This is a genomic window from Bacteroides reticulotermitis JCM 10512 (assembly GCF_000517545.1).
Taxonomy (GTDB): Bacteria; Bacteroidota; Bacteroidia; order Bacteroidales; family Bacteroidaceae; genus Bacteroides; species Bacteroides reticulotermitis.
Map to the genome: position 1 here is coordinate 17268 of NZ_BAIV01000041.1, position 12113 is coordinate 29380.

General features: G+C 44.2%; 13 protein-coding genes, 1 tRNA gene and 2 pseudogenes. 8 read left to right on the forward strand and 8 right to left on the reverse strand.

What is annotated here, in order from left to right; all coding sequences use genetic code 11:
• The first annotated feature begins 194 nt into the window (after nt 1–194).
• Genes recR through JCM10512_RS19250 form a run of 3 tightly spaced genes read left to right on the forward strand, consistent with a single transcriptional unit; the run spans nt 195 to nt 1831 of the window.
• On the forward strand, nt 195–812 hold the full coding sequence (recR, locus tag JCM10512_RS19240; RefSeq protein ID WP_044165431.1) for a recombination mediator RecR: 618 nt from the start codon (nt 195–197) through the stop codon (nt 810–812).
• Between the two features lie 27 nt (nt 813–839).
• Nucleotides 840–1298: a hypothetical protein gene (locus JCM10512_RS19245; RefSeq protein ID WP_044165419.1), complete on the forward strand. Its 459-nt coding sequence runs from the start codon at nt 840–842 to the stop codon at nt 1296–1298.
• Nucleotides 1295–1831 (forward strand): GNAT family N-acetyltransferase, encoded by a 537-nt coding sequence (locus JCM10512_RS19250; RefSeq protein ID WP_044165420.1) that lies wholly within the window; start codon nt 1295–1297, stop codon nt 1829–1831. Before JCM10512_RS19245 ends, JCM10512_RS19250 begins: the two co-directional genes overlap by 4 nt.
• Nucleotides 1832–1841: 10 nt before the next feature.
• On the opposite strand, the gene JCM10512_RS19255 is transcribed toward JCM10512_RS19250, so the two are convergent.
• Both JCM10512_RS19255 and JCM10512_RS19260 read right to left on the reverse strand, forming a co-directional pair.
• Nucleotides 1842–2432, reverse strand: coding sequence for a YqgE/AlgH family protein (locus JCM10512_RS19255; protein WP_044165432.1), 591 nt, complete (start codon nt 2430–2432; stop codon nt 1842–1844).
• Nucleotides 2433–2528: 96 nt separating this feature from the next.
• Nucleotides 2529–3845 carry a pyridoxal phosphate-dependent aminotransferase gene (locus JCM10512_RS19260; RefSeq protein ID WP_044165421.1) on the reverse strand — a complete coding sequence of 439 codons (1317 nt, stop codon included), beginning with the start codon at nt 3843–3845 and terminating at the stop codon, nt 2529–2531.
• Between the two features lie 152 nt (nt 3846–3997).
• On the opposite strand from JCM10512_RS19260, the gene JCM10512_RS19265 reads away from it, so the two are divergent.
• The 3 genes from JCM10512_RS19265 (at nt 3998) to JCM10512_RS19275 (ending at nt 5478) form a co-directional block, all read left to right on the forward strand.
• Nucleotides 3998–4071, forward strand: a tRNA-Asp gene (locus tag JCM10512_RS19265).
• Between the two features lie 406 nt (nt 4072–4477).
• Nucleotides 4478–4825, forward strand: a complete 348-nt coding sequence (locus JCM10512_RS19270; protein ID WP_044165423.1) for a DUF1801 domain-containing protein — start codon at nt 4478–4480, stop codon at nt 4823–4825.
• A gap of 14 nt (nt 4826–4839) precedes the next feature.
• Nucleotides 4840–5478: a flavodoxin family protein gene (locus tag JCM10512_RS19275; protein ID WP_044165424.1), complete on the forward strand. Its 639-nt coding sequence runs from the start codon at nt 4840–4842 to the stop codon at nt 5476–5478.
• A 21-nt stretch (nt 5479–5499) separates the two neighbouring features.
• On the opposite strand, the gene JCM10512_RS19280 is transcribed toward JCM10512_RS19275, so the two are convergent.
• The 4 genes and pseudogenes from JCM10512_RS19280 to JCM10512_RS19290 form a co-directional block, all read right to left on the reverse strand.
• The gene (locus tag JCM10512_RS19280; RefSeq protein ID WP_044165425.1) at nt 5500–6063 is read right to left on the reverse strand and encodes a hypothetical protein; all 564 of its coding nucleotides are present in this window, start codon (nt 6061–6063) and stop codon (nt 5500–5502) included.
• Between the two features lie 299 nt (nt 6064–6362).
• Nucleotides 6363–6821: an N-acetylmuramoyl-L-alanine amidase gene (locus tag JCM10512_RS19285; protein ID WP_044165427.1), complete on the reverse strand. Its 459-nt coding sequence runs from the start codon at nt 6819–6821 to the stop codon at nt 6363–6365.
• A gap of 25 nt (nt 6822–6846) precedes the next feature.
• Nucleotides 6847–6948 (reverse strand): smalltalk protein, encoded by a 102-nt coding sequence (locus JCM10512_RS22855; RefSeq protein ID WP_158332243.1) that lies wholly within the window; start codon nt 6946–6948, stop codon nt 6847–6849.
• 157 nt (nt 6949–7105) lie between these two features.
• Nucleotides 7106–7568 (reverse strand): annotated as a pseudogene (locus JCM10512_RS19290) (HU family DNA-binding protein).
• Nucleotides 7569–7776: 208 nt separating this feature from the next.
• On the opposite strand from JCM10512_RS19290, the gene JCM10512_RS19295 reads away from it, so the two are divergent.
• Nucleotides 7777–8055 (forward strand): DUF4248 domain-containing protein, encoded by a 279-nt coding sequence (locus tag JCM10512_RS19295; RefSeq protein ID WP_044165428.1) that lies wholly within the window; start codon nt 7777–7779, stop codon nt 8053–8055.
• An 837-nt stretch (nt 8056–8892) separates the two neighbouring features.
• Here JCM10512_RS19295 and dnaB read toward each other — a convergent pair.
• Together dnaB and JCM10512_RS19305 are read right to left on the reverse strand one after the other, a co-directional pair.
• A pseudogene (gene dnaB, locus JCM10512_RS19300) lies at nt 8893–10268 on the reverse strand (replicative DNA helicase).
• An 11-nt stretch (nt 10269–10279) separates the two neighbouring features.
• On the reverse strand, nt 10280–10837 hold the full coding sequence (locus JCM10512_RS19305) for an LvrA C-terminal domain-related protein (protein WP_244437325.1): 558 nt from the start codon (nt 10835–10837) through the stop codon (nt 10280–10282).
• Nucleotides 10838–11546: 709 nt separating this feature from the next.
• Here JCM10512_RS19305 and JCM10512_RS19310 point away from each other — a divergent pair.
• Nucleotides 11547–11861: a hypothetical protein gene (locus JCM10512_RS19310; protein WP_244437326.1), complete on the forward strand. Its 315-nt coding sequence runs from the start codon at nt 11547–11549 to the stop codon at nt 11859–11861.
• Nucleotides 11862–12113: the final 252 nt, after the last annotated feature.

Below are 12113 nucleotides of genomic sequence, written 5' to 3' on the forward strand. Positions count from 1 at the left end.
AACGGGTGCAAAGGTACTGCTTTTTTTGAAAATATAGGGAGCACTTAGGCAGATGCTTTTTATAATATTATAGAAACAGGTGCTTTTTATATATCAATTCATTCTATTTGTCGACAAATGAGATTCATCGTAGGTATTTAAAAACAATATCTGTATCTTTGCCCGAAAATTACAAAGACTTTCATTCATCGTTTATGAATCAACAATACCCATCCGCCTTGCTCGAAAAAGCAGTCGGGGAATTTTCTAAACTGCCCGGCATAGGTCGTAAAACGGCTATGAGGCTGGTGCTTCATTTGTTACGTCAGGATCAGCCGACGGTAGAAGCTTTCGGCAATTCGATTATTACTTTGAAACGCGAAGTGAAATACTGTAAGGTTTGTCACAATATATCGGACACCGAGATCTGCCAGATATGCGCCAATCCCCAACGGGACGCTTCCCTTGTTTGTGTGGTTGAAAACATCCGCGACGTGATGGCGGTAGAGGCGACTCAGCAATACAAGGGACTGTATCATGTGTTGGGAGGCGTAATTTCTCCGATGGATGGAGTCGGACCGAGTGATTTACAAATTGATAGTCTGGTGCATCGGGTAGGCGAGGGTGGAGTCCGTGAAGTGGTTCTCGCGTTGAGCACTACCATGGAAGGCGATACTACGAACTTTTACATCTATCGCAAACTGGAGAAGATGGATGTCAAGCTAAGCGTCATCGCTCGTGGCATCTCGGTTGGCGACGAATTGGAATATGCCGATGAAGTAACTTTGGGACGAAGCATTGTGAATCGTACCCCTTTTACCGGAACTGTATAAAAAAGAAACACATTAGATTTAATAAACATGGAAGAACAAATAAAGCGCGCTGTAAGAAATATGAATATAAGCTATGTCCTCTTTTGGGTGCTTCCGGCATTCCTCATCGGGGCAGGCGAGTTTGAGTTGTTGCCTGTCGGGCTGTTGGCTGATGACGTGCGGGCTACTTATTACTTCGAAACGATTGGTATTTTACTGACGGCCATTTGTGTACCTTTGTCGCTAAAGTTATTCAGCTTGGTTCTCAAAAAGAAAATAGATAACCTCACCATTCCTGTGGCTTTGCAACGCTATGCTGTTTGGAGTAATATTCGTTTGGCACTGCTTGAAGGGGTTATCCTGTTCAATGTGTTTTGTTATTATTTTACGTTGAGCAGTACGGGTAATCTTTGTATGCTCATCGGACTAACGGCTTCGTTCTTCTGTTTGCCCAGCGAGAGAAGGCTTCGTAACGAATTGCGCATCACTAAAGACAATCCTGAATGAGACAAACTTATTTAATGAACGATCGTATCTATCTTCGGGCGGTTGAACCGGAAGATATTGATGTTATGTATCAGTTGGAAAATGATCCGTCGATGTGGGATATCAGTAACTTTACCGTACCTTATTCCCGTTATGTGTTGCGTCAGTATATTCAGGATTCACAATGTGATGTGTTCGCTGATAAGCAATTGCGGTTGATGATTATCGATAAGGCCGACGAACAGGTGCTGGGTACGATTGATATCACCGATTTTGTTCCACTTCACTTACGTGGTGAAGTGGGGATTGCCGTTCGTAAAGATTATCGTCAACGGGGATACGCCTCCGATGCCCTCAAACTTGTGTGTGAATACGCGTTCGATTTCCTTTCTTTTCACCAACTCTATGCGCATATTGCTACGGATAATGATGCTTGTATGCGCCTGTTTCTCTCATGTGGATTTACACAATGCGGAGTCATAAAGGACTGGTTGCAAGCGGAAACGGGTTACAAAGATGTCGTACTTCTTCAGTGTCTGAACCCGAAGAAATAGCCCCGGTCGTTTAGTTGAGCGTGGGTACTTGTGGGAAACGTGACCACGTTTCGTATTTGTTGCCCATTTTCTCCAAGGCCTGCTTCCACATGTGTTTGGTTTCCGTACTCATGAGGTAGTCGCTTTCTTCTTTGGAGATGATCCAGGTATTCTCTTTAATCTCATCATCAAGCTGTTCGCTTTCCCATCCGGAGTATCCGAGGAAGAAACGTATGCGATCCGTTACGGTATTTCCTTGTAATATATATTCTTTAACCCTCGCGAAGTCTCCATTGAGGTAGAGTCCCTCGTCAATCGGGATTGCTCCGGGAATATCTTTGAGGGTATGCAGATAAAATAGCGTATCCGTGCCGATGGGCCCTCCTTTGAACAAGGGTATCTCATTGGCATAGTTTAGATCCTGAATAATATCGTTGAGATATATCGGTAATTGCTTATTAACGATAAGCCCCATGCTACCTTCTTTCGAATGATCGATTAGTAATATAACCGAACGTCCAAATGTAGCGTCACGAAGGAAAGGTCCTGAGATCAGAATCTTTCCTCGTGATGGTAATACATCATTCGATTGTATTTTGAATATGTCAAAGTCGATGTTCATGCCTCTAATGTAATAATAAAATTGGAATAACAAGCTGTTATTTCAGTTTTTTTTATTTTAGAGGTAGAATTTAATACTACGCCCGGATTGTGCTTTTTAACCAATCGGATGATTCTCGGCAAAGAGCTTCATGCGTTCGTCGAGTTGTGCGTACTGATGATCCTTTATAAAAGAGGTACAGGCGCGAAGCCCTTCCTGCTTGCTTCCGGTGGTAACCAACGAGATTGCGCTCACACCGTAATACATTAATTCTTTGGCCAATTCGCCGCTGGTCATTCCGGGGTAGCCGATTGTGAAGTAGAAGCCATCGGCCACGGGATCACCCAGATCATTGTCGTATACCAGATAAAAGCCGTATCGTTGGAAAATTTCCTTTAGTTTGCGGGCTCTTTCTCCATATACTTTTACTTCGTCGAGGAAGTTGTATTGGCCCTCATTGGCTGCTTTCAGCATGGCGGCCATGGCATATTGTGCCGAATGGCTCGTACCCGAAGATAGCGCGTAGAGTACCCGGTGGATGAATACGGTTCCGAATGTTCCTCCGCCGTAGCGTTTGGTCAGGCCTGGATACATGCGATGGTATAATTTGTCGGATATACAGCTGACGCCGATACGTTGTCCGGCATAGCTAAACGCCTTCGATCCGGAAATAAGCAAAACGTAATGATCGGTATACTTCGCCACCGAAGGTTGGTAAGGCGGTTGATAAGGCTCACCCAGTTCCTGACGGAAGTCCATGGCGAAATAGGCGAGGTCTTCCAGTACGATCACATCATATTGCGTAGCCAGTTCGCCTATCACTTTGAGTTCCTCCTCCTTTAGGCATATCCAACTCGGATTGTTGGGGTTGGAATAGATAATGGCAGAGATGTTTCCTTTCTTGAGGTAGCTTTCCAGCTTATCTTTGAGCTTCTCTCCGCGGTAATCGTAAACGTCGAACGTTTCATATTTCTGTCCCATCACCAGCAACTGCTGCTTCTGAACGGGGAAACCCGGGTCGATAAACAGGATTGTGTCTTTTTCTTCATTGCATTGGCTGCACGTAAGGAAAGAGGCGAATGTACCTTGCATGGAACCGGTCACCGGTACGCATCCTTCGGCACTGAGGTCTACATTAATAAATGCTTTGATGAAGTTCGAAGCTTCTTTTTTGAGTTCCGCCAGTCCGTTGATGTCGGGATATAGGCTGGCGATCCCATTTTGCAGTGCTTCAATCTCAGCTTTGACGCCTACGGCAGAGGCTGGCAGTCCGGGAACTCCCATCTCCATTTTGATAAACTCGACGCCGGATACTGCTTCGGCTTTCGAAGCAATTGCTTTTACTTCACGAATAGTAGCTTTAGAGAAATCTACAATCTGAAACTCATTAATGGTTTCATCAATCAAATGTTGTTCGATCGGTGTATTTTTCATGTTCCTTTTATTTTATGTACTGATGCAAATGTACTCGATAATTCTTAATTAATGCACTTTTTTAGAAAAAAGATGGATGGTTTATTGCAGGATTCAAAAAAACATTTACCTTTGCATCCGCAATCGAGAGAGATGCGAATAAATAGTATATTGGTGCGTTAGTTCAGTTGGTTAGAATACCTGCCTGTCACGCAGGGGGTCACGAGTTCGAGTCTCGTACGCACCGCAAAATAAGCTCCGAAAGTTTTATACTTTCGGAGCTTTCTTTTATGTCTGTTTTTGCATAGAGTCAGCTTCTGAATAAAAGGATGTTAGATGTCATAAGCAAGCGCCTAGCGAATATCTTTCAAGCAGGAGAATTGGATGAGAATTCCGTTATTTCCAAAATGGGAATAACTGCTGCAAATTCTATTATTACGAAAAAGAACTCTACGAAATATTCTTGTCAGTACGGTTGCTGAACCTTTCAATGTCCAAACAAAGACTTTTTCCGGTGAATCATTTCTTATTCTTAATGACAATCGTGAGCATTTAATATTAACTTTGCTGTTAGTTGTGATGTGCTTAACTATTGACGTTTGCGTGATCAGCCTTGTACTGAGAATGAGGAAGAACTTTATATTTGCCAGAGAATGATTACAACCGATCAATATTATACCAAATTTGAAGAGCCGCTTAAAGGTGCGCTGTTGGCACTTCGGACTTATATATTGCATACTGATCCTGCTATAAGAGAAGGTGTCCGGTATAAGATACCCTTTTTCTATTACAAGGAATGGCGGTTAGCTTTTCTTTGGGTGAAGAAAAAGAATATCATATTGGGTATTATCTCGGATTATCGGCTGTGTCCGGATGGTAGTAAAAAAGACGGAATGCGAATGATCACAATCGATCCTAATGAAGATTTCGAGATTGAAATAATAAGCAGAGAGTTGAACAAGCAGATTGCTTTATATAAAGAAGCGTCTATCCAATCATAAAAAACGTGTAAGAGATGAAGAAAGTTATAGCTATAAACGGAAGTCCCCGAAAGAAGGGTAACACGGTAACCCTTTTGCAAAGAGCCATGGAAGGTGCGGAATCTGCTGGTGCGGAAACTGAAATGATTCATTTGTATGACTTGAATTATAAAGGGTGTACCAGTTGCTTTTCTTGCAAAAGAAAGGATAGCAAGTATTGGTGCAAATGTGCCATGAAAGATGATTTGTCGCCCATCCTTGAAAGGGTAATGGAGTGTGATGCGATACTCTTGGGTTCGCCTATATACCTCTATAATATAACGGGGGAGATGCAGTCGTTTATCGAACGGCTTATCTTTATGAATCTGTCATACGACAAAAGTAACCGGAGTAACCTTGAGAAAAGTATCAATGTGGGCTGTGTCTTTGCTGCCGGAATGCCTGCCGAAAGGTTTCCTCGTTTTCAACCCATGTTCGAATGGCAAAAGGACTGGACGATGGTTATGAATGGGAAATGGGAATATATTATATCTCTGGATTCATACCAGTTTAAAGATTACTCGAAGTATGCCGCCGGACTGATGAGCGAGCCTCACAAACGTAAAGTGCGCGAAGAGCAATTTCCTATTGATTGCCAGAACGCGTATGAGTTGGGGCGAAGAATGACGGAATAGGAGGGTTGCTTCATGCGACATCTATTTTATCTTGAAGTTTTTCGAGACATAGTAGTAGCTTTTGTGGGTCGTATTCTGGAATATCAAATCCAGACGATAAGTCCCTTTGTGGCTGTTAGGTGAGACCGGGAAGAAGAACTGAAACTGTTTGGCTTCCCCCGGTGGGATGAACTGCGTGATGTCCACCTTGGCATAGTTGTCAGGATAGCGCATAGTCGTCCACGAATTAGTACTATCATTGTACGATCGAAAATGGTCGTTCCTATAAAAAATAGTATCTGGAGTATGATTCGCTATTTCGGTCTTTACAAACGAACTCAAGGAGTTGTAATCGTGCTGTAAAAGATACACTTCTATATCCGTGTTACTCTTATCGATGATTGTTTGCTCGTTTATTCGCCGCTCTTGTATAGTGGTTGCCAGTGGTACGAGTGAGTCGTGATAATGAGGTGTTGCGTCCTCTGATGTTTCGTCAGATAGGTTGAGACTCTGTGCTTTCTTTTCGTTTGTACCGGTATTACTCTGACAAATGACTAGTATCAGACTGAGGATGATTCCTGCTAATATGGAGAGTAATTTACGCATGAGTTGTAAGTGTTTTATATACTTTCATGAATGATATATCGCTCTGCCGCTTATCCCCAGAGTACATTGAAGTAGCCCGGATCTTATAAGATCGGTAGTTGTTTACTCTTACAAATATACTATTTTATTTGTCAATAAACGAATGTATTTCCGAGTAATTTAATCTATTTTTCTGCTTGGAGATGCTGGCAATCAGTCGGATGTCATTTGCTTCTCATAAACAAAGTCAGGACAGTCACCTGATGCGGGCTGCCCTGACTCTTGAAATACAACACTTAGAAGCGGAGGTTGGAGGGGTTTTACAGATCCTCGTACTCTTTCCGCGCGTCGAAGCACGGGCAGGCTTTGTGAACATCCGCACTCAGCTGATAGTGGCCTACAATTCGAGCCTCGGGATAGAGTTGTTTCAGTTCACTCAATACCCGCCGAAGCGTTTCTTTTTGTAAGGCCGTTCGCGTATCGGTTGGCTTGCCTAGTTCGTCTAACCCACCTTCATAGCATATCGCCAGACTGTGCAGGTTGAATCCCAGGGCATGCGCACCGATCTCACTCATCGGACGGGTCTGATGCAGTACGCCGTCCTTGGTTACGTAGAAATGATAACCGATACATTTGAATCCACGTTTCAGGTGACATTGGAGCAACTGCTCCTCGGTGAAGGGGATGTTCGCCCGTGTAGCACTGCAATGCACAACGAGGTACTGAATGCTGCGGGGCACATACGCTTCCTTCAATGAAAACTCCTTTAACTCTTTCATGTGGCAAATTTCTTAGTCGGTATGCTTAGAAATGAATGCCGCAGGAGGTCACGCCCAGGGCGGACACAATTGAGGTGGCTACGGTGATGATGATCTGCAAAAGTCGTTTCCAAATAGATTTCTTCATGATTGATAGTTTTAAATTAATAATTGATGAAAATGATTACTGCTGATGGTTAATGCGCATCAGGGTGTTGGCTGACCCTACGGGGAACGGTTACGCTGCCATCCATCGGAGGTGGGGGATGCTCGTTATCCGTTCCCGTCGAGTCGGCTGTAGGGAATTAAACGGTTGGGTCTGGTGCTTCGCCACCACCGTCACCCGGATCGGTCGGCTCCTCGTCGTCGTCGTCTTTATCCGGTTTGTAGAGGGTGTACTTCAGGGCTTTACACATATCCAGAAGCATATCTCCCGGCAGAAAGCGGACGTGGGCTTTCTTGATGCAGGTGATTGGTTTGAACTCTTTGGCTGTTTCGGTAGCCAAACCGGTGGAAACCGTCACACGGAAGCGTCCCAGATCGCCGAGGATGACGATGTTGCCCAACTCCAACTGGTTTTTAATTTCCAACAAAAACTCGGTGATGCATCCCTTTAACTCTCCGATGGAGTAAGACGAACGCTCGGCGATACGTTTGATTACCTCGTCCGTATCAATTGCGGGTGCTTCGGGCTGTTGCGTAAAACTTGGGTGTTTCTTGTGGCTTAAACGGATTCTTACGTTGCACCACTACATACATTTGTGCCATAATTCTTCCTTTTTTTAAATGATTAATTGTAAATTAAAAGATACTGTTTGTAATCGATTACTATGCAAATATACAACATCAGGGTAAGGGCAATGGACGTCATTGAACGCCATTGAACGATGGTTATTATTCTTGACTGATTATTTTGCTTTTTAGCTGGAAAAATAGTATCTTTATATCACTAAAGAACTACAAAACGACAGATGCTATGGAAGAAATTCGATTTTTCATGAGATGTTATGACAAACTAGAATTGGCTAAGATGTATTTTCCCCGATTGAGTAACCCGGTTTCTGTGGCGAAGTTGCGGCGATGGATGCGCAATTGCGAGCCGCTGATGGAGGAGTTGAAAGCGGGAGACTTTCATCCGAAGCAGAAGATGTTCAGTGTACGGGAAGTTCGGTTGATTGTCTCTCATTTGGGCGAGCCTGAGGGGTGTTTTATTGATTGTGGACCGTCGGCAACGCATAAAAACATCCGACGATAGCAGGGTCACCTCATCAAAAGATAAGGGGTGACCCTGTTGATTTTATACGTTCGACTTGCTCAACTTGACCCGTAGACTTGCCCGACTACACCCGTGGACTTGCCTGACTACACCCTTGTATTTGCCTAACTACACCGATGTACTTGCTCAACTACACCCGTAGACTTGCCCAACTACACCGATGTACTTGCTCAACTTGACCGCTGTACTTAATCAAATTCACCCGTCGACTTAGGCAAATTAGTCGATGTATTTAACTACATTCACCCGTCGGCTTTGATAAATTTACCGCTGTACTTACTCACATTCACCCGTAGACTTAGGCGAATTAGTCGATGTATTTAACCACATTCGCCGCTCAATTTGCTCGGTCAGTTGGTTGCTCGTTAATTTAGGTGTTACTTTTAAGATTATCTATGTTTACCTGCGACGTACCACGCCCTTTGGTTGCAGTCCGCAAGACTGATTCTTGCTCCTCACGGGTCGTTTTGGGATGCTGCTGGCATACACTGCGGTGTATTTTGTTCCTTTGGCGGGATAGTTACTGAAATCAGATTTTCAGCAACTATCCCAATTACTCAATGTGGGGCGAATGAATAATCCCAATCCTTCGGGGAAATCCATGAATAGGGGAGGTTCCCTGCTCAGAAATACCGGTAGTCGTTGTCTTGTTTAGTTGAATTCTTCATCCATTCGATTCCCGACACCGTGAGTTTTCTTTCCTTTGCCAATGCTAGCTTTAGAATCGCCAACCTATTCCGTCGAATTCATAACCATTCGATTCCCGACACCGTGAGTCCCCTTTCCTTTGCCAATACTAGCCTAAGAATCGCGAATCTATTTAGCCGAATTCTTCATCATCCATTCCAAGCCCGGCACATAATCCTCCAGCTTCGTCATTGTTTTATCGTGCCTGAAATACACCTCACCCGTCTCCCCGTTGCGATGTTTGGCGATGATCACCACACCCAGTCCTTCCGACGGTAGGAGCTTTTGCGATCCGTTGCCCGTCCAGCGAGAGCCGGCCGATAAAGCAGTAGAACCAAATCCGCATCCTGCTCGATGGCTCCACTCTCACGTAAGTCACTCAACCCCGGTCGGCCATCCGGATGCCCCTCACAGTTACGATTCAGCTGACTGAGTAGCAACACCGGCACGTTCAACTCCTTGGCCAACATTTTAGCCTTGCGACTTGCCTGCGCCACTTCCTGCTCCCGGTTGCGGTTATGCTGATCACTCTTCATATCACACAACTGGAGGTAGTCGATAATGATGCAGTCGCATTTCCCCTTGCTTCGTTGTAGTTTGGCGGAGGTGCGGACATAATCCATGCTCACCGTAGGATTGTCGTCGACATGAATAGGCAAGCGAGCCAAGTCCGTCGATGCCATCCGAATGTTGTCCAGCTCCTCCGGCGTGAGTAAACCCCTGCGCAGATGGTCCGCCCGTACCTGTGTGGTAGCCAACAACCAACGATCACCCAGCCGTTCACCTTGCATTTCGAGACTATACACCATGACGTGATGCCCTGCCGTAGCGGCCGCGCGAGCCAAATGAAGCGCGAAAGCCGTTTTTCCGACCGAAGGACGAGCGGCGATCACCGTCAGTTCCCCCGGTTGCCAGCCCGCCGTCACCCGGTTGAGGTCATCAAATCCCGTAGGCAAGCCCGTGATGCCATCCTTATTCGATGCCACGCGCGCTTCCACCTGTGCAACCGTGTCCTCCATCAGCTGATCCATCGAACGCAGATGATCCCTGGTGCCGCACTCCTTTGTCAGACGGTCAATCAGTGCCTGCGCATCCATCAGCGTATCATCGATATCGATCGACTCGTCCGCCGAAAGAACCAGTAGCTTGTGGCAACCCAGAATCATCTCCCGCCGGATGTATTTCTGCTGAAGAATGCAGACGTGATACTCCAGATGTGCGCCCGAAGCCACCCTGCTGCTTAGGCTTGCCAACGTGTAAGGCCCTCCGATCTCCTCCAGTTTGCCCCTTTGTGCCAGTTCCTCCTTGGCGGTGATGATATCGATGTCCCGTCCCGCCCGGTACATGCTTTGCAGGGCGGCGTAGATCTCCCGGTTTCGTTCGTTGTAAAACATTTCCGGACGTAATTTGTCGGCTACCAGCGTGATAGCTTTGCTTTCGATGAGGAGCGTTCCGATAACGATCTCCTCCAGTTCTGTGTTTTGCGGATTAAGTATTTCGTTCATATTCGTATTTTTTAGTAATCGTATTCATCCAAAAAGGCCTTGTTTGACAGATAACGCGACGCCTGTAAGCAGAAGTTGGTGTTCGTCAGGTTGTCGTAGTAGTCGTCAATGCGGATTAGGCTGAGTCTTCGTTCGTTAGCCGAGAGCTTTTTCCATTCGCGGCGTGCGAACCCGATGTTGACTTTGGGTTTTTGAGTCGTTTCGTGAAACTTTTCCCAGAAAGCTTCGAACGTAGTGCCCTCAGCTTCATTGCGCTGTGCTTGGCAGCGACTCTTGCCCACCAACAGATCGTAGTCGAGTATACGGATGTGCGTTGTGTACGGATTGGGAATTTTCTCGATAAAGCCATTCTTTATCATTTTCCGGAAGAAGTAGCGTGTGCGACTGCGTCCCCATCCAAATAATTTGGCCCAGCGATCGACAGACATGGCCGATTCGCCTCGTTGGCAGAGAAATTTGTGACTTCTGACGCAGCACTCCAGTGGGCTGAAGTTGACATGTGTCAGTACGATAATAAACGCGTCGAAGTCTCCTGACGCACTTTTTTTTGGTTTGCATTTCCTCTTCAAATAATATTTTGGGGAAGAGGATATATCCCTTTTTTAGCATTTCTGCTGTAGTTGTAATCATTGTCTTAAAATTCTAGAATAGCAATTCATACGTTAGGTTAATTATTGCTTTATTTCGCCCTGAATGTTGCGATATTTCTGGACCATATGTTGGACCATATATTGACCTGTCGCAAACTCCCTACCAGAGCTGGTTTTAGTAATATGTTAAAAAGCATTTGGACCATATGTTGGACCACGATATATATATGTAAAGTAATTATGTATTAAAATACATACTATCATTTTTCCCTTTTTTGGGGGCATGCGGGGAAAATAAATTACTGCTATTTGGATCAAAATACAACAATCCCCAAGCAGGCGGTTAAAAATAGATTCTTTCATATCACAGGTTTTATTTCATTAACGGCGCAAAAGTATAAATAGCGCAAGGAGATGAAAAAACTATTTTTTAAAGATCAGTAATTAATTGGGCATCAGTAGAAATATTTTTTAAATAATTTGTTTGTTGTTCAAAAATGTTTTGTATATTTGCAGAGTCAAGTTGCAATGACGACAATATAAACATTCACAGCACAGCCGCGAATTAATTTTAGAATGTAATTGATATATTATGTCAGAAGAAATTAGATTAGTCAAAGAACGTTTACAGAGAAAAAAGAAACAACTCCGAAAACAACAAAAAAGAGCAGAAGAAATCAAGATTACTGTGGAGAATACAGAAAGTGAAATCGAGCAACTCAAGTATGTGCTTGACAAATTATATCAGATGCAAAAGACCCACCGACAGCCCAAGGTAATCTCCAACAACCGCATATTCGACTTCTTTAAGCTCATCAACCAGATGTACGAAATGCTGCAACACCGCCTCCGAGTCAGATTCAAGTATAAATTAGTGTGTCATGTCCTGTTTGCCCGTTATCGCTTCCAAAGTAGATCGAAGACACCCGGACGAGAATTTCTCAGCTTCGCCACAGTGGTGGCCTACTTCAAGCGCGAAAGAGGAATGGTAGGCGTATACTAGGCAGAAATATACTATATAATAAAGACCAACTCGACGAAATATGAAATAAATGTTAATTCCGTTTTCAATCCTTGAACTATATTTTAGATAGGATGTTATTTTAAGTAAATGAAGTTAAAATGTCAAGTTTGCCAAGAGCAATTCAGCAAACAACTTTGAAACGAGTTGCCCTGCAGACTTACAAAAAGAATAACTTCCTGATTAATGTAAGGAATAGAATCTTTATTATATAAACCAATTAATGTATTAGAA